This is a genomic window from uncultured Marivirga sp., assembly GCF_963974845.1.
GTDB classification, from domain to species: Bacteria; Bacteroidota; Bacteroidia; order Cytophagales; family Cyclobacteriaceae; genus Marivirga; species Marivirga harenae.
Genome location: NZ_CAXBEQ010000008.1, coordinates 43,385 through 62,400, shown reverse-complemented (window position 1 = coordinate 62,400; position 19,016 = coordinate 43,385). Strand labels below are relative to the sequence as shown.

Genomic DNA, 19,016 nt, shown 5'->3' with positions numbered 1-19,016 from the left:
AAATACAATGGAAAATATAATACTACAAAAAACACGCTACCTCAAAGCACTGATGCTTACGATGCTCGTAGGCCTTTTTGCGTTTGAGGGGAGTGCGCAAAGTTTTACAAGCTCAAGTGTACCTGCAGGTCCTTATTATGCAGGAGCAGCTGTAACTGTAAGTTATGAAGCTACCGGTTTCCCAGGTAGTACTCGATTTATCCTTTGGGATGATACAGATAATAATGATGATATTGATGCTGATGAAGCTATACTTGGTATGTCAACAGTTCAAGATGCCTCTGAAGACATAGATTTTAATTGGCCAGGTGACAATGTGCAATTGAAGTTAGGTGGATTCTCTGGTAATGTTGTAGAGGGTGAAATTATAAGCTTTACAAATGCTGATGTCACTACATTAGGTACTACTAGCGGAGGCACTTTTAAATTCTTTAGTCAGTCTAGTAAAAGAAGTTTGACAACAAATCAAATTGATTTAGATACTTCTGATCCTGTAACATTATCTTTTAATTTAGGTGATTTCGGATTTGATGCGACTAATCCAATTGAGGTTGTTTTTTCAACAAATAACTTCTCTACTGAAACTGCTTTAACAGAAGATAATTCAGGATTAACTGAATTTGAGAATGGAGGAAATCTAGAATTTACCCTACCAAGTGGTGCGAAAACTGCAACTACAAAATTTAGAATCCAGCAAACAGGAACAATTGATTACGGTACTTCTCAAGTTTGGTCTGTAGATATTACGACCTTAGAAGTTGAAATTGGTGAAACATACAATTTAATTACTCCTCCTGGATTAGAGGTTGATCAATTTATCAACATAACTACTCCGCAACTGGTTATAACTGATATTTTAAATGATGATGTTATATCATTTGGAAATGCATATGCTGGCGAAGATTTAACTATCGAAGCCACCTTATTAAACGCAGATTTAACTGCCTTAAGTTTTGCAGCTACAATTACTAATACAGATAATGGTGAAACATATCTGTTAGATGCTGGTGCTGGAGATATTACCATAGATAATACTGCGGGCGTTAAAACTATCGTCCTAGACGGTACAATTCCAACTGATATTACTTACTATAATGCAGGAAATGGTTGGGACGTTGATTTATATGCCTACAACGGAAGTGAACTTTTATTAGGAACTTCAGCATTTTATGATTTCACAGGTGGTTTACCAATGGACTTTGAGCAAGTTGGTGGTACACAAAATGGTGTAGATGGATTAGTGTTTGATGAAGCTGGAGAAAGAAGTTTGACTACCATACCTTATAATATTTCTAGTACAGATGGAGTCTTGACTTTTAATGCTGCTAGAAAAGATGATGTATTAAGTCCTCCAGGAACAAACTTAATTGTTGAGTATTCAACTGATGGCGAAACATACACGGAATTGGTAAGTTTGAGTTTAAATTCATTGACTGCAACTGGATTAACTGAGGTGGTATTTGATACATGGCCAGCTGGTGTGGTATCTTCAACAACTCAATTCAGATTTAGACAAGAATCAAATAATGGTTCAAATTTAGATGCCTTTATTATTGAAGATTTGTTAATTGAAAATGAGACAAATGTTATTGCTGGTAATGTTGTTGATAGATCTAATGCAGACGCAAGTTATACCATCTTGAGTCCAAATATTACTTTGGATAATTTTGTTGTGGGTGGTGATGGTTTAGCTTTCCCTATGGAACAACTTGATTTAACTTACACAATCAATGAAGGAGCATTTCCTGCAAATACTGAAGCAACAGCATATATTCAAAGAGTGGGAGATCCTGATTTTGACGTCAAGGTTGGAACTACATCTGATGTTGCAGGCGAAACAATTACGATTACTGTACCTCCATTTGAAGCAGGAGATTATACAGTATATTTCAGTACTTTAAATGGTCAAAATTATTTTAGTACTACTTTATCAATCTTCGATTTAGGATTAGACATTACAAGTATTGATTACAATGATCCGGTGTTGGTAGCAGAGGACGAATTTACTTATCCTGGTTCAGCTATAACAGTCAATTACACTTTACAAGGAACTCCAGGAACTGGAGCTGAATTAATGGTTAGTGTTTATGATAACAATCCGGATGTTGATGATTGGGTAATGATTGGCTCAACGACAACTCTAGATGGTGCAGTTACTGCCACTTTACCTACAGGCATAGACTATGATGCCAACCCTGATGTAAGATTAAGTATTGGTACTAGTGGGACTTACGATAATTTCTTTTTCGAAACTATTGTATCGGAAGAATTTGAAGGGGACCCTTTGCCAGCTTCAATTTTTGAATCTTCAACTGGTACATCCAATAACTTCCCAAGCAAGCCAGACAGCTTTACTGGCTCGGGAGTGAGATCTGCTACTACTGTTCCATTTGATTTTTCATATGGTGGTGAGGTAGATATTGAGATTGATGAAGATAATGGGAATCATTTAGGAACATATGATGTCAAACTACAAGGTTCAATTGATGGAACTAATTGGGAAGATTTAGATGAAGAAGGAGTTGGTGCAGGTAGTATTGTAACATTGTTTGCAGATGTACCTAATTCTTTATGGTCTGCTAACACCCAATTTAGAATTATTTATAATGAGGATGAGGCATTTGGAGTAAATGAAAATGTTATTCAAATCAATGAAGTTATTATTGAAACACCTGAGTTCATGGAAGCTTCCTTTGATGACGAGCCCTTTAATTTAATCATTCCTTCTTTATCAGTTAGTGATTATGACAAAACTGCTTTTGCAATGGGTGAAGAAGTGAGCATCAATTATAATGCTGTTGGTTTCCCTGCAAGTACAGAGTATGCTGCTGTGGTAGAACAAGGTGGAGAATTCTATGTGGCAGGAACTTCTGCTGATGAAGATGCTGGAACTATCACTGCAATTATGCCTATTGCTTTTGAAAACCCAATGAACAATTATGATTTACGAATTGTGCCATTTGAACCAGCAACTGCAGGTGGTGATTATAAGCAAGGTGAAACAATTCTTATTGATAATGAAGAGGATTTCTTAATTATAAATGGACAAGATCCAGGATCAGCTAATAATTATAATGTTTTTGATTTCGATCAAGCTGGAGATAGAGAATTGCTTACTAAAGCCTATGATTTATCAAATACTGCTTCAGCAACATTAAATTTTAATTTTAACACTTGGTTCGGATATGGTAGTTTTGCCGTTAATGCAAACAAAAATACTGTTCCAAGATTAGAGATTTCAACTGATGGTGGAGCTACTTTCCAAGTAGTACCTGTTTACGAATTAGAAGACGGGGAGGATCAAATCTATGATGATGGCTTATTGTATTTAGCACAAGGTTATGGAGTAGAATTGCCTGCTGCTGCCTTGACAGAAGCTACACATTTTAGATTCTCTCAACCACTGAATTTGGGTGCTGATGCTAATCGTTGGAGTGTTGACAATATTTCATTGACATTGAATGACGATAATAGATTACCTGATTTCCAGTTTAATGATAATATCAATGGTAATAATCCTGTCACAATAACCATTACTGCTCCTGATTTAAGTGGCTATGCATGGATGCAAGCTGATTTGGATGATGCTGTATTTAATGGTGAAACATTTGATTATTCATGGGATTTAGCAGAAGGATTTAATGCTGCTGATGTAGATGCATTCCCTGCTGGAACTAATTTTACCTTCTATTTAGAAGAAAGTGGTGATTATGTATTGAATCCGGAAACGGGAATGCCTTACGTAGTAGGAACTACAACATCCTTAGGTTCATTTGAAGCAGAAGTGCCATTCTTTGTAGTTAATGGAAATTACAATGTGAGATTGTCAGCTTCTATCGAAATAGAGGGCGAAAATGGTCCTGAAGACTATTACTTCTATGGCGATGAAGAGACAGGGACTGATGTTGGAGACTTAGATGTGTTCTTGAGAGCAGCTAAATTGGTTTATCAAGGAGATGAAAATGCAAATATCTATGCTGGACAAGATGTAGAATTTGCTATTCAACTTGAGAACGATGAAACAAATAATGCACCAACTGCTGATCTATTCGCTAATTTATTGTTAGAAACTAATGAAGGCGATTACTTACTAGCAGCTCAGCAAGGTTTAGGCAACATTATGGCAACTTTACCTACTTGGTTTAATGGAAATGCAAACTTTAAGCTTCAGCTAACAGAAAACGAAGCAGTAGGTGATGTGGGGACAATCATCAATGATTCTGAATTAGAAAATTTAGAGGCGAATGTTAGTAATTTCACTTCCGAATTGTTTTCTGATTATGTAGAAGCAGAGATGAATGGAACTGCCCAAATGGTGCAAACTCGTAAGTTCAGTAAGGAAGAGTTCAGCGACATCTGGGATATTGAATGGGATTACAATTTTTCTAATATAACTGGAACTACCAATGTGAAATTTCAGTACTCTATTGACGATGGAGAAAGCTGGAGTACCTTAGAAAACAATAACTATAGTGATGGTTTTTATAATGAGGTTTACAGTGGATTATTGTCCGTAGGCGTTCAAAATGTAATGGAACAGAATGGTTTCATTTTAAGATGGATTCAAGAATCTCCAGAAGGAGAGTTTAATGTGGATGATCTTGATATTAACTTTTCTGGTCAGTCTTTTGATGATACTAATCTAGAGGTATATCCAGCTAATTTCACTATTGGAAACGCTACAAAATCAGATATTGATTTTGATAACACTTCTGGTAGAAGACTAGTGACCACTAGAACTTTTACAGTGGAAGAATTGGAGAATACGACTTCATTCGGTTTTGATTTAAGTTTTGATCAATTGCCTGGAGATTTGACAGCTGATCAATATGTGATCTTTGAGTATTCTACTGATGGCGGTGCTACCTATACTGAAATGCAGCAATATCCTGAAATGGATGCTGACATGACGCTAGTAGGTGAACGTTTCTTATATGCAGTTTCAACTGATATGAAAGAGAACGGTGTTAAATTCAGATGGAGACAAGAAGAAAATAAAGGAAATGTCACTTTAGACAACTTATCATTCTTGTTTGGTGAAACAATTCCATTTGATTATATCAACGCTAGCGAGTTTATCAATCAGCAAGCTTTCTTAATAACTTCTATCCCATCTGAAGCATGTATCTCTGATGAGATTACAGTTTCGTATGAGATCAGAGGTAGATTAGGTGAGAATGATTTCATCAAAATTTCATATTCAGATGCATTCGGTTCATCTAATGAACTTTCACCTGAATTTATGGCTGATGGAACAACAGGCGATTTTGTATTTGAACTTCCTTCAGATGCTGTGAATGCTGGTGTAAACAATCAAATGCTTAAGTTTGAACTTGAAGGGAATGTAGAAACTCAGAATGCTGGATCATTCATTCAAATAAATGGTACGGAAACTGAGGAATCTACCGAAATTGTCGCTCCTCTAAATACGGAAGCATCATTTACAGTCAATGATCCATTGGCATGTGAAACTGAGGATACGATGGTAGAATTGGATAATGCTGATTTACAGGATTATTTCATGTACGAGATTCTTGATGCAGCTGATGGTACTGTTTTGGGTAGCTTAACGAGAGACCCTGAAATGCCGGAAAATATGATCAATATTGGTCAAATCACTGCAACAACTGACTTAGAGCTAAGAGTTACAGCTCAGTCTTCTGCAGGAACGGTTTGTAATACATTGATTACTGATGAAGAAACAGTTGAGGTTTTACAGAATTTCGAATTGTATTCTTACGCAAATCCAGACCAGAACTGGAAATTGGTAGAAACTGGCGCTAGTTTAAATTCTTGTAATGCAGCTGGTGAAATTCAGTTAAGTGTAAGAAGGTTATTAGAAAATGGAAGCACAACTGCTGGCGGTACTACATTAGTTGAATGGTTTAGAGATGACTTGAATAATCAAGTTGCAATCAATACAACTTCAATAAATGATACTGACATGGAATTGTCAGGTGAGTATTTCGCTAGAGTTACTACTCAAAGTTGTGTTTATACAACGGAGAGAATCCAAATTAATTTAGAGCCAACTCCTGACCAACCAACAGTGACGGTTGTAAGTGGTGATTTAGCTGCTTGTACTTCTGCAGATCCTGTAGTATTAGAAGCGCCTGAAGGATTTGAATACTACCTATGGAGTAACGGTAAAACGTCTAGATCAATTTCAGTTGAGGATCAAGGTTCTTACTCTGTACAAGTTTCTAACTTGCCGTTTGGAATAGGATGTACAAGTCCTTCTTCATCAGCAGTAGATGTTGATCGTTATGAAGTTCCAGAAATTTCTCTTCGAAATGATATCACCAATGAAATAATTGGTGCAGGCGAAGAAATCTTGGCTTGTGGAAATGTAAATATTGAATTACTTGAGGATGGTTCAAATGATAATGATGGAGTTGTTCAAGTCTTGAAAGACGGAGCAGACTATGCTGTAATGGAACCGGGTACTGAAGACTTCAATATTGACGAGTCTGGTACTTATTCATTTGTGTGGAATTTTGATGCTATTAATGTAACAGAATGTTCTGCAACATCCGTTGATTTTGTGGTAACAATCGTTGAAGCTCCAACTGCTTCACCAGCACTGACAGCGACTGGAGATTTGACTTTCTGTGAAGGTCAAGGAACAGTAGTTTTAACTGCTGCTGAAGGCTTTGAATACTACAGATGGAGAAGAAACGGTGGTACAATCACTAATTCAAACCAAGGTCAAACAAATTCTAATGAGTTAGAAGTTTCTACTGGAGGTACTTATACAGTTGAAGTAGGAAATGCAGCTGGTTGTTGGTCACCAGAGTCAAATGCGATTGCAGTTAATGTGATTGCTGAGCCGAATCTTCCTAATGGATTTTTCCAAGTAAATACTACTTGTGGAGAAGGCGCTGCCGAATTTAATATCACTAACAATAATAATGGTGGTTCGGCAATGATCTATCAATTGTATAATGGTGAAACTGGAGAGGCTTCAGGTAATCCTGTTACAGTTCAGTCTGGTCAATCAGGGTCAATCTTTACGGATGTGTTAACAGAAGATGGTATTCCATTCTATGTTGAAGTAATGTATGCAGATGGAACTGGATGTTCGTTTGTTGATCCAGCAATCACTACAGATGCTACTGTCAGAACAATTACCTTGGAAGTTCAAGGAGCGTTGCTTTCTGCGGAATATCCTACTGGAGGAGTTAGTGATATTAGATGGTTGAGAGACGGTGTATTGTTAACCAATGCAGATGATTCAGAAATAACTATTTCTGATGCAGCAGAATATGTAGTAGAAGTGGAGTATAATGACGGATGTATTATCTCTGCCAGCTCTGCAGATATTGCTGGTAAAGTATTGGGCAATAATGATGCGATGGCCATGAAAGTGGTATCTTATCCTAACCCTGCACAAGCAGATGTTACTTTAAATGTAAATAGCCAGTATATGGGTAGACATGAAGTAATCATCACTTCAATGACAGGTCAGGTAATGATGCAGTCTAGCTTTGAGAAATCAAGCTTTGAGGCTGAACACGCTATGGATGTTGCGAACCTTGAAGAAGGAATTTACAATGTTCAGATCCGTCATGACGGTTTAACTCAAAATGTAAGAATCATTAAAAAATAAGAATCATGAAAAGATTATTAAATTATATGATGTTCATAGGGATAGCCAGTTTGGCTATCTCCTGTGCTGAACCGGAAGAGCCATCTGCTGGTCAGAAAGTAATTGGAAACTGGTCGGTAGTGGAATACTACGTTCAAGGCCAAGATTTTAATGAAGGTGACCTAATCGAACATTTGATTATCGAGCGCGATGGTAAATTCATCCTAGAAGATGGAAATGGGGTTTTAACAGTAGGAACTTGGTCAGCTGACAATTCGGCTTTGACTTTAACTCCTGCAGAGGGTGAAGCAATAGTTTTAAATATTGTAACACTTACTTATTCAAAGGGCCACTTTGTCCAGAATTTAAGCAGCCCTATTTTGGGAGATGTTGAGATCAGATATCTTTTGGATAATGAAGGTGAAGGAGATTACTCTGGATCTGGAAATTGATAAACATAGTATTTTTATTTCAAACCCTGACAGGCATTGCTTGTCAGGGTTTTTTTATGAATTTTGACTAACAAATTTTGATTCTTCATTTTAAATCAATATGCTTGTTTTATCAAAGTCAAAATGAAGTCGATAAATCAAACATATCAGTTCCAAGAAGATGCAATTGCCCAATTGCATAATGGAATGATTATGACTTCATTTATTTTTACTACCACTACAATTACAACCCCATTGCGGGGTTAAGAATATCATATCACCATAAGGCATGTTTTGCCGTAATTTCCAATCAATTGATGCAGTAAGTCAGACGAAAGTCAGACCGATAATGGACTGGCATTATCGAAGAATAGCGTTTAGATGGTTTTAACCGTCAAACCGCAGAGCAATTTGGGACAATTGATTCTACCAAATCATTAATCAAAACTAATAAAAATGAAAGTATTAAAATTCGGAGGTACTTCCCTGGGAAGCCCTGAAAAAATAAAGAAAGTAAAAGCCATAGTGACTAGTAAATCTCAAAATGACCAATTGATCATAGTCCTCTCTGCTTTTAGTGGGGTCACTAATCAGCTACATGAATGCAGCCAAATGGCCGAAAAAGGAGACGAAAGCTATAAAGCTCAACTCGATGCATTAATTAATCGCCACCTCGAAGCAGTTCAAGATTTATTAGGCGCTAAAGCGCAGAGCGGAATTATGGCTAAAGTGAGGTTGGTGCTAAATGAGATCGAGGATATTCTCAAAGGCGTTTTCTTAATTCAAGAGTTGTCCAGCAAAACTTTAGATAGAGTGCTCGGCTCCGGAGAGGTTTTGTCTGCACTGATACTCAATGAATTTTTCTTTCAGGAAGGAATGAAAAGCAACTTGATCAATCCACAAGAATTTATTGTGACCGATAGTGAATTTGGCAAGGCAAATGTTGATATGTCCGTTACAGAAGAGAGGATAAAAACTTATTTAACAGATCAAAAAGCTAATGTTTTGGTTTGTCCCGGTTTTGTAAGTAAAGACTTATATGGCAATAGCACCACTTTAGGGAGAGGTGGCTCAGATTATACTGCAGCTTTAATAGCGGCAGCTATGGATGCACCTGAGTTAGAAATCTGGACAGATGTAAGCGGGATGATGACGGCCAACCCAAAATATGTAAAGCAGGCCTTTGCGATTCCTCAGATAGATTATGAGGAGGCAATGGAATTGACTCATTTCGGTGCCAAAGTGCTTTATCCGCCTTCTGTTCATCCAGTCTATAAAAAAGGGATTCCGATTTTCATAAAAAATACATTTGATCCAAATGCAGAAGGTACTAAAATTCATTATTTCCCTGAACCAGATGCTCAGTCAATTAAAGGGATTTCCTGTATTGAAAATATTGCGCTCTTCAATTTGTCGGGAAGCAGTATGGTTGGAATCCCGTATTTTTCACACCGCTTGTTTGAAGCTTTGGCTCAAGCTAGAGTCAGCGTGATCCTTATCACTCAGGCTTCGTCAGAGCATAGTATTTGTGTGGCTATAGATTTGGAAGACGTAGAGAAAGCGAAAACGGCTATAGAAAAGGCTTTTTCTTTAGAATTTAAACAGGAAATGCTGAATCCGCTTCACGTTGAAACTGATTTGGCTATAGTGGCTTTAGTAAGCTCGCAAATGAAAAATCACATAGGACTGAGCGGCAAAATGTTTAGTGTACTAGGGCAAAATGGAATTAATATAAAAGCCATAGCACAAGGGTCTTCAGAGAAGAATATTTCTGCTGTTATAGAAAAGAAGCAGATCAAAAAAGCCCTTAATACTTTACATGAAAGTTTCTTTTTGTCTGATCTCAAAAGAATTAATTTGTTTATCGTAGGGACTGGAAATGTTGGTAAAACCTTGATTGATCAATTAAATCAGCAGGCTGAATATTTGCAGGAGCACAATCAAATCGACTTAAGAATCAGTGGTATTGCAAACTCTCGTAAGATGCTTTTTGACCTGAATGGAGTTCCCTTTGACACAGCAGTGGATATCCTAATGGAAAAGGGCAAGGAGATGAATTTAGATCATTTTCTAAACGAGATGAAGGAGCTAAACTTGAGGAATAGCATTTTCATTGATAATACAGCACATGAAGGAGTGGCTAATACCTATGGAGGTATTTTGGAAAGTAGCATTTCCGTGGTGACTCCCAATAAAATTGCATGTACTGGGAAGTATCAAGAGTATAAAAATCTGAAAAACTTAGCTTTAAGATTTAGAAGTCATTTTCGATTTGAAACCAATGTTGGGGCAGGGCTACCAGTGATCAACACTTTAAGTGATTTGGTGAAAAGTGGGGATGAAGTGTTGGGGATTCAGGCTGTTTTATCTGGAAGTCTGAACTTCATTTTTAATAATTATACAGGTGAGGGTGATTCCTTTGCTGATGTAGTAAAAGAAGCGCAAGAACAGGGTTTCACAGAGCCTGATCCGAGGATAGATCTGAGTGGAGTTGATGTAAAACGAAAGATTTTAATCTTGTTGAGAGAAAGTGGTTTTGAAATGGAACTGGAAGATATTGATACCATTCCTTTTATTCCTGAAAAGTGCATGCAAGCCGAAAATGTTGTAAGTTTCTTTGATGCTATCGCTCAAGAAGAAGCATATTTCAAAAAATTGGTAGAGGAAGCAAATGAAGAAGGGAAGAAGTTGAAATACGTGGCTACTTTTGAGAATGGAAAAGCTAATACCGGTTTGGAGAAGGTGGCCCCTGATAGCCCTTTATTCAATCTGGAAGGGAAAGATAATATAGTGCTCTTCCATACGAAACGATATCCTGAACAACCCTTGGTAATTAAAGGGGCTGGTGCGGGCGCAGCTGTAACTGCTTCTGGTATTTTTGGAGATATTATTCGGATAGCGAATGAATTATAGTGCTATTCTCATGCGGTCAGACGATAGTCAGACTGAAAATAAACCAAAAGGTCGAACAAGATGAAAAAAATAAAAGTATTTGCTCCTGCTACTATCGCCAATGTTGGTCCTGGTTATGATATCATAGGATTAGCATTGGAAGGTGTGGGAGAATATCTAGAAATGGAGCTGCTGGATTCTGATGAAATTATAATTCATCCAATTCCCAATTATCCCGATTTACCTTTAAGCCCTGAAGAGAATATTGCGGGCATAGTGGCGAAAGCTATGCTCAATCAATTAGAAGTAAAACTTGGTTTGAGTATTAGAATTGAAAAGGAAGTGAAGCCGGGGAGCGGATTGGGCTCCAGTGGCTGTACAGCTGCTGCTACTGCATTTGCCGTTAATGAATTAATGGACAACCCTTTTTCTACTTTGGAACTGGTAGCGTTTGCCATGATAGGAGAGAAAGCAACTTCCGGTAAAGCCCATGCAGATAATGTTGCAGCAGCTTTAATGGGTGGCTTTTGTATCATCAAAAGTTACAACCCACTGGAAATATTAAGTATCCCTTTTCCAAAAGATTTACAAATAGTAGTGGCTCATCCGCAGATTGAAGTAAAAACGGCTGATTCTAAGAAAATTTTGAAAAAGGAGATGGCGCTGCCGGATGTAATTACTCAAATGGGGAATATTGCCGCTTTGATTGCTGGTATGACAACTTCTAATTACGACTGGATAAAGTCCGGAATGCATGATTTAATAGCCGAACCAATTCGCTCCTACCTTATCCCAGGATTTGCGCAAGCCAAATCGCTGGCGATTGAGGCTGGTGCCTTAGGTTGCAGTATATCCGGTTCAGGCCCCTCTATTTTTGCTTTTTGTGAAAATGAGCATCAAGCTAAAGAAATTGGGGATGCTTGGAAGCAATTTTATGCGGATTTGGAAATTGATTCCAAAATCTATTTATCCAAAATAAATCCAAGAGGAACATTTAAAGTCGTATCAGAATGAAATATTATAGCACTAAAAATAAAACCTTGCGGAAAAGCTTCCGGGAAGCTTTAATGGAAGGTTTACCAGCTGATAATGGTCTATACATGCCTGAGTTTATCCCCCAATTATCGAAAGATTATTTCGATAATATTCAGGAAAAAAACATTCTTGAAATCGCTTTTGATGTTTTAAAACCATTTGTGAGGGAGGATTTGAAAGATGATCAATTGAAAAATATCATCCATAAGACCTTTTCCTTTGATTTTCCGGTGAAAAAAATTGAGGAGAATAACTATGCGCTTGAATTATTTCATGGGCCAAGTTATGCTTTTAAAGATGTAGGTGCCACTTTTTTAGCTTTGTGCTTAGAGGAGTTTTACAAAGTAGCAGAAGAGAAGTGCACTATTTTGGTGGCAACCTCTGGTGATACAGGAGGCGCAGTGGCTTCTGCTTTTTCTAAAGTGAAAAATATTGAAGTGGTGATTTTATACCCTTCTGGAAAGGTGAGCGATTTGCAGGAAAAGCAACTAACCACATTCGATAAAAATGTGAAAGCATTAGAAGTGGAAGGGGATTTTGATGATTGCCAGCAATTAGTGAAGCAAGCTTTTTTGGATAGTGATTTAAGGAGAAAACTCAATATCAGTTCTGCCAATTCCATCAATGTAGGCCGCTTTCTACCTCAAATGGTCTATTATTTTGTTCCATTTATAGAATTCGGAAATGCACCTTTGAATTTTGCTGTCCCTAGTGGGAACTACGGGAACCTTACTGCTGGTCTGATTGCGCAGAAAATGGGTTTGCCTGTCAGGCAATTTGTGGCAGGAGCCAATAGTAATGATGTAGTCCCACGGTTTTTACGAGATGGGTATTACGACCCTAGGCCTACAGTTCAAACGATTTCCAATGCAATGGACGTAGGGAACCCCAGTAATTTTCAGCGGATGATTGATTTATTCCCCGAGGAGGAAATAAGAGAAAAGATCAAGGGTTTTGCTTTTTCAGATGAAGTAACACTGAAAGCGATGAAAACCGTTTATCGAGATCATGAGTATTTATTAGATCCTCATGGAGCAGTGGGATATTTGGCTTTAAAAGAATATTTGAAGGCATCAGAAGGAAAAAGTATTGTATTAGAAACAGCGCACCCTTGCAAATTTATGGATGTGGTCTGCAAAATAGTAAGTGAAGATATCTATCCTGCAGGAGCTAAAGAGTTAATACAGAAAGAGAAGAAAAGTGTGAAAATGGAGGTTGATTATGATGGGTTTAAAGGGTTTTTGTTGGGCTAGGTATGCAATTTACTTCTTGATTAAAGCCTCAACTCTTTTTCTATTTTTCCAGTTTTTGACTTGAAGTTCTCGATTCTGAGCTTCGGTTTTAGAAGAGTATTCTTCATTATAGACCAATTTCCAATCATCTGTTTTTCCAGTAAATCCTTTGTGATTAGAGTTGTGTTTACTAATTCTTTCGGTAAGTTCATCACAGGTGTGGCCGTAGTAATATTTATCTAGGGATGGGGAGAAGATGATGTAGAAATTGCACATAACGGATGAGTTTATAAATGCTATAAATGTAAAAAAGCCTCCCGAAATCAATCGAAAGGCTTCTTAGTGGTGGGGATAGTAGGATTCGAACCTACGACCCCCTGCTTGTAAGGCAGGTGCTCTAAACCAACTGAGCTATATCCCCATTTATATCAAAAATCAGTTGATAGTTCGGATTCGAACCTGCGACCCTCCCGACTTTGTGAGTCGGGATGCTCTAAACCAACTGAGCTATATCCCCATTAAATTTTATTTCTTTTGTAATAATTCACAACCTTTTGTTGTGTTTTGGGAATGCAAATGTAGTACGGCTTTTTATATTTACAAATTGATTTTGTAAAATAATTCAACTTTTTTTCAATAGGAGATTTATATTTCTGAAAATCAAATGGTTATATGTTTAAAAAATTTAATTTGGATTTATACCGCTTATTCACAATTTTCGTTCATCAATCAAAAGCAATACTTTGAAGCGTATCAGAAAGTTTATTCTTTACCTTTTTCTATTTTTTATCCTGCTCTTTGCTGGGGGCTCTGCTTATTTGTATTATAATCAAGACCAATTAATCGATAAAATCTTATCCGAAATCAATAAATCAGTCCAGACTCCGGTGGAAGTGGGAAAAATCGATATCAATTGGTGGACTGATTTTCCTAATATCTCATTGCGCTTTCAAGATGTTTTTATAGAAGAATCCATAGAAAGAAGTAGCTTGCCCTTAGCTAAGCTGGAGGAACTAGCTTTATCCTTTAATACATTGGATTTCTTGAAAGGAGACTATTCTTTTGAAAAGATCATCTTAAAAAGAGGAGAGGTCACAATAAGAACCACTCGTGCTGGAGAAAGAAATTATGACATTATTAAAACTACTGAGAGCAGCTCAGGTCAAGATGTCAATTTCAATCTGAAAAACATACAGATTCAATCGGTGCAGGTTAATTATGTAGATGAAGCCCTTGAACAATCCTATTTGCAATATGCAGAGGAGCTAAAAGCTAGTTTAATTAAGAAAGGAGATGCATATCATATCAATGCATCGGGAAAGCTCAATTCTAAAGCCATCAAAATTGGGGAATATAGTTATTTCGAGAATAAAAACTTGAATATTAAGACTGAACTGAACTATAGACAAGGTGCCGAAACGGTAGAGATTATGCCTTCTCAACTATTATTGGCTGGAAATGAATTTCAAATTGCAGGAGATTATGAGATTCTGGATAGCTATATGGACATTCAAGTTCAGGGGGTTGAATCTGATTTCACGACCTTAATTTCTCTGTTGCCCGAAAATTATCGAAAGCAACTGGCGGAATATGAAAGTACAGGAAAGGCTAAATTTGAGGGTACTTTAATCGGGAAACTGACTGCTAAAGAAAGTCCTAAAATTGTTTTCAATTTTGGAGTGGAAAATGCGTCTCTATTTCAACCAGAATACAATACTAGATTTGAAAATTTAAGCTTTCAGGGGAATTTCAGTAATGGATCAAGCCAAAGTTTAAGAACTTCTCAATTGGTTTTAAATGATGTAAAAGGAAGTTTGAAAAACAAAGCCTTCACAGCTGATATAAGCATAAAAGATTTTGAAAATTACCTTATTAGCTTAGCTACTGAAGGTCAAATTTCCACTCAAGATTTATTCACTTTCTTTCCCAATCATGAAAAATATTCAAAATTGGAGGGATTGATTGATTTCGATATTAGTTTGGCTGGCTATTTAGATGACTTCAAGCAAGCTTCTACTGCTTCTCGTATCAATAATTCTGGAGAAATAATCTTGACAAATCTGGCAGGAGTTTATGCTGATTATCCTTTACCAATCAAAGGTGTCAATGGCCAATTGATGTTTAATAGAAATGATGTGGCTATCAACCATTTGCAAGGTAGTATTGGAGACTCTGATATGGAATTGAGTGGTTTTTTTCTGAATATTATTCCCTATTTGCTGAAAGATAATCAGTCCTTATTGATTGAGGCTGAGACTGTAAGTGAAAATATCAACCTAAATGAATTGCTTTCAGGTTTATCAAATGCAGAAAATACCATTGAGAAGCAGGAAGAATCATTCAAATTTGCTTTAAGTCCAAAGTTAAAATTGGATTTGACATCTCATATCTCAAAATTGGAGTTTAAGCGCTTTCAAGCCAGAAATATTTCGGGTAAGATTAAATTGGCTAATCAAATTTTGGAAGCACCTCAATTGGGTTTAGAAAGTGGGGGTGGGAAAATGACCTTAAGAGGAAGTGTAAATGCTAAAAAAGAAAGGGAAATACGGATAAATACACAAGCAACTTTCAAAGGATTAAATATTGATAGCATTTTTTACACTTTTGAAAATTTTCAGCAGGATTTCCTTACAGACCAACACCTAAAGGGAAAAATAGATGCTGATGTGGATGCTTTTATATTATTGGATGAGGGATTGAATTTCCAATCTGATGCTTTTACCGCTACTATAGATGCCAAAATAGAAAATGGGGAATTAAATGATTTCGAGCCTATGTTGAGCTTGTCGGATTATGTTAAGGAAGACGAGCTGACTCATTTGAACTTTGGTGAATTGAGTAACACGATCCAAATTAGAAACAAGGTGATTTACTTGCCTGAAATGTCTATTCAATCCAATGTGTCTAATATTCTCCTGCAAGGTACCCATACTTTTAATCAGGAAATTAATTATAGATTATTAGTACCTTTAAAGAATTATAAAAAAGAAGATAGTGATGCAGCTTTTGGTGCCATTGAAGACAGTGGAGAGTATTCGAACCTATATTTGAAGATAATTGGCACAACTGACGATTTTGAGGTAAGTTGGGATAAAAAGCGCTCTTTACAGTCAGTAGCAGAGAGAATAAGAGAAGAAGGTCAAACCTTAAAGAAAATTATTAAGGGAGAAAAACTCCCCGATAAAGATAAAAAAGAAGCAGAATTAAATGAAGAGGAATACTTTGATTGGTAGAAAATTTTTCAACAATAGTGTGTTGATCCTTGGATTGTTTTTAGTGGTGTCATGCGGGAAGAAAGCAGTCATTCCTAAAGTTGCAACAGTAGATCCGAAAACCGATGCTTTGATTATTGGTTTGCAGTCTTTTAATGACTCGATTGTGTGGGCAAGTGGAACCTATTCCACTCTCATGAAAAGTACTAATGCTGGAGCAGATTGGGAGATATTTACTTATCCTGCGGTGGACAGCTTACAGTTTAGAGATGTTCATCCCATTAGTGATAAAGAAGCTATTGTGTTGAGCGCTGGCGAGGGCAAGTTAAGCCAAGTATTTTATTTCCATGAAGAATCAGGATGGGGAAGGGTTTTTCAGATGAATCATGAGTTGGGTTTCATTGATGCGGTTCAATTTTGGGAAAATGGACAAGGATTGGTATATGGTGATGCGATTGATTCATTGGCATATATTCTCAAAACCACTGATTTCGGCAGGAGCTGGAACAGAATTCCTACAGCACCACTCGCTAATGAAGGTGAAGGGGGATTTGCTTCGAGCGGCAGTAATATCTTAATGGGTGAAGAGGGGAAAGCTTGGATTGCCACGGGCGCAAACGGAAGTGCTAGAGTTTTTTATACAGCTGATTATGGTAGAAGCTGGGAGGTGAAAAATACGCCCATGACCACTGGTGAGTTTGCAGGCTTAACGGCTATCAAGAAATCGAAAGGTAAATTATGGATTACAGGTGGTGATTTAGGAATTTCCGATAGCGTTTTGGAGAATGTTTATTTTTCGGATGATAATGGAGGGAACTGGAAGGCTCTTCCTTCACATCAAACACTAGGTTCGTTCTACGGTATGGCGGTCACTAATTATTTAGATAATGAATACGTATTGCTGTGTGGTCCAAATGGAGCTGAAATCTGGTTAGGAGATCAAGAGAAGTGGCAAATTTTAAGTGAAGAAGATATTTGGACGGCTACTTTTATTGATAGTCGAACGGCCCTGATGGCCGGCAGAGATGGAAAAATGTGGAAGGTGAAATTGGAGTAGGTTTTTAGCGGTTACAGAATTTTAATCAAAGATTAAATTTTATAGACCCCTTTCTTCACAGGGGTGGCGTTTTAATCTAATTTCGTGCTTTATTCTAGTATTTACTTGCTCATCGCCTTGTCCAGTGCGTCATACCTGCGTAACCTGTCCCGCACTTTAGTCGGGAGACAGGTATCCATTGGTATTGAAACCCCGTTTCATAACCCTACTTCCCATCAAACTTCACTAGGAATGGGACAATTTCCTCTAAAGCATTTTTTCTTGATCCTTTAATGAGAATTGTACTTCCTTTTTTTAAGGGTTTGTTCTTTAAATGCTCAATCAGCTCATCTTTGGTTTCAAAATACTTTCCAAAAGTATCTAGCTTGGACGCTGATTTTATAAGCTTTCCGCAATAATATCTTTTACTAATGCCTAAATCAACAGTCAATTCACCTAGTTTTTCATGCTCTAATTCGGAAGATTCACCTAATTCAAACATATCTCCCAAAATAACCACTGATTCTGTATTTTCTATAGCGCTCAAGCTTTTGATGGATAATTCCATAGAATCAGGATTAGCATTATAAGCATCCAAGAGAATGGTGTAATTATTTGTTTTTATCATCTGTGAACGCATATTTTCAGGCATGTACTCTTGGGTAGCCTCAATGGCTTTTTCCATAGAAACTTCGAAATATTTCCCCACGCATAATGCCGCAGCAACATTAAGATAATTGAATTGACCCACTAAATGAGTATCAATATGGCTAAATCCTTCTGTAGAGTATCTTAAAAATGCAGTGCCTTTTTCAGGACGTAGTTCTAGATCATCACCTTCATTTGGAAAAGTAAACGCATTAGAAAAGCGTTTTTTCATATTCTTCAATACAGCATCTTGGGTATTGATAAATGGCACCCCATCATTTTTTTTAAGGAAATCAAATAGTTCACTTTTCCCGATTATGATGTTTTCAAAACCTCCGAATTCTCCTATATGTGCTTTCCCAATATTTGTAATTAAACCGTGAGTTGGTTGGGCCATTTTACAATAGGAAGCAATTTCACCTACGTGATTAGCCCCCATTTCAATAATAGCTATTTCATGTGTTTTGTTTACTGCTAGCAAGCTTAATGGCACTCCGATGTGATTGTTTAAATTGCCTTCAGTTGCAAAAACCTTAAATTTTTTTTCTAAAACCGCAAGAATCAATTCTTTGGATGTCGTTTTTCCGTTTGAGCCCGTAATGCCAATAATAGGAATGGTCAGTTGCTCACGGTGATGAGTTGCCACAAGCTGTAATGTTTTTAAAGTATCGTCCACCAAAATATTATTCTCATCAGCAGTGTGGAATTCATTTTCATCTACCACTACGGCTAAAGCGCCTTCATCAAGTGCTTTTTGGGCGAACTTATTTCCATTGAAATTGGGTCCTTTCAAGGCAAAGAAAAGATTTCCTTCCTCTAGCTCACGGGTGTCTGTGCAAATGCCAGTGCTTTTTAAGAATATTTCGTATAGCTTTTCTATTTGAGTCATCATTCAATAGGTTTACACAAATCTATAAAATTGTAAAAGCTTCTAATTGTTTT

Annotated in this window: 9 protein-coding genes and 2 tRNA genes; 7 read left to right on the top strand and 4 right to left on the bottom strand. The window is 37.1% G+C overall.

Annotation, left to right across the window (positions count from 1 at the left end):
- The first annotated feature begins 7 nt into the window (after positions 1-7).
- From AAC601_RS16255 to thrC, 5 genes are all read left to right on the top strand, one after another.
- Positions 8-7,609, top strand: a complete 7,602-nt coding sequence (locus tag AAC601_RS16255) for a T9SS type A sorting domain-containing protein (RefSeq protein WP_340153844.1) — start codon at positions 8-10, stop codon at positions 7,607-7,609.
- Positions 7,610-7,614: 5 nt separating this feature from the next.
- On the top strand, positions 7,615-8,040 hold the full coding sequence (locus AAC601_RS16250) for a lipocalin family protein (RefSeq protein ID WP_303270696.1): 426 nt from the start codon (positions 7,615-7,617) through the stop codon (positions 8,038-8,040).
- Positions 8,041-8,475: 435 nt separating this feature from the next.
- Positions 8,476-10,932: a bifunctional aspartate kinase/homoserine dehydrogenase I gene (gene thrA / locus AAC601_RS16245; protein WP_340153843.1), complete on the top strand. Its 2,457-nt coding sequence runs from the start codon at positions 8,476-8,478 to the stop codon at positions 10,930-10,932.
- A 60-nt stretch (positions 10,933-10,992) separates the two neighbouring features.
- On the top strand, positions 10,993-11,925 hold the full coding sequence (locus tag AAC601_RS16240; RefSeq protein ID WP_340153842.1) for a homoserine kinase: 933 nt from the start codon (positions 10,993-10,995) through the stop codon (positions 11,923-11,925).
- Positions 11,922-13,199, top strand: a complete 1,278-nt coding sequence (thrC, locus tag AAC601_RS16235; protein ID WP_340153841.1) for a threonine synthase — start codon at positions 11,922-11,924, stop codon at positions 13,197-13,199. Before AAC601_RS16240 ends, thrC begins: the two co-directional genes overlap by 4 nt.
- 9 nt (positions 13,200-13,208) lie before the next feature.
- On the opposite strand, the gene AAC601_RS16230 is transcribed toward thrC, so the two are convergent.
- The 3 genes from AAC601_RS16230 to AAC601_RS16220 all read right to left on the bottom strand — a co-directional run bounded on the left by AAC601_RS16230 (position 13,209) and on the right by AAC601_RS16220 (position 13,692).
- Entirely contained in the window at positions 13,209-13,454 is a 246-nt protein-coding gene (locus tag AAC601_RS16230; protein ID WP_340153840.1) for a GIY-YIG nuclease family protein, read from the bottom strand.
- A gap of 67 nt (positions 13,455-13,521) precedes the next feature.
- Positions 13,522-13,599: transfer RNA gene (locus AAC601_RS16225), tRNA-Val, on the bottom strand.
- Between the two features lie 19 nt (positions 13,600-13,618).
- Positions 13,619-13,692 (bottom strand) — tRNA-OTHER (locus tag AAC601_RS16220).
- 229 nt (positions 13,693-13,921) lie between these two features.
- Here AAC601_RS16220 and AAC601_RS16215 point away from each other — a divergent pair.
- Positions 13,922-16,411, top strand: coding sequence for an AsmA-like C-terminal region-containing protein (locus tag AAC601_RS16215; protein ID WP_340153839.1), 2,490 nt, complete (start codon positions 13,922-13,924; stop codon positions 16,409-16,411).
- On the top strand, positions 16,386-17,447 hold the full coding sequence (locus AAC601_RS16210; RefSeq protein WP_303270691.1) for a hypothetical protein: 1,062 nt from the start codon (positions 16,386-16,388) through the stop codon (positions 17,445-17,447). The genes AAC601_RS16215 and AAC601_RS16210 overlap by 26 nt, the downstream gene beginning before the upstream one ends.
- Positions 17,448-17,652: 205 nt before the next feature.
- On the opposite strand, the gene murF is transcribed toward AAC601_RS16210, so the two are convergent.
- On the bottom strand, positions 17,653-18,966 hold the full coding sequence (gene murF / locus AAC601_RS16205; RefSeq protein ID WP_340153838.1) for a UDP-N-acetylmuramoyl-tripeptide--D-alanyl-D-alanine ligase: 1,314 nt from the start codon (positions 18,964-18,966) through the stop codon (positions 17,653-17,655).
- Between the last annotated feature and the right edge of the window lie 50 nt (positions 18,967-19,016).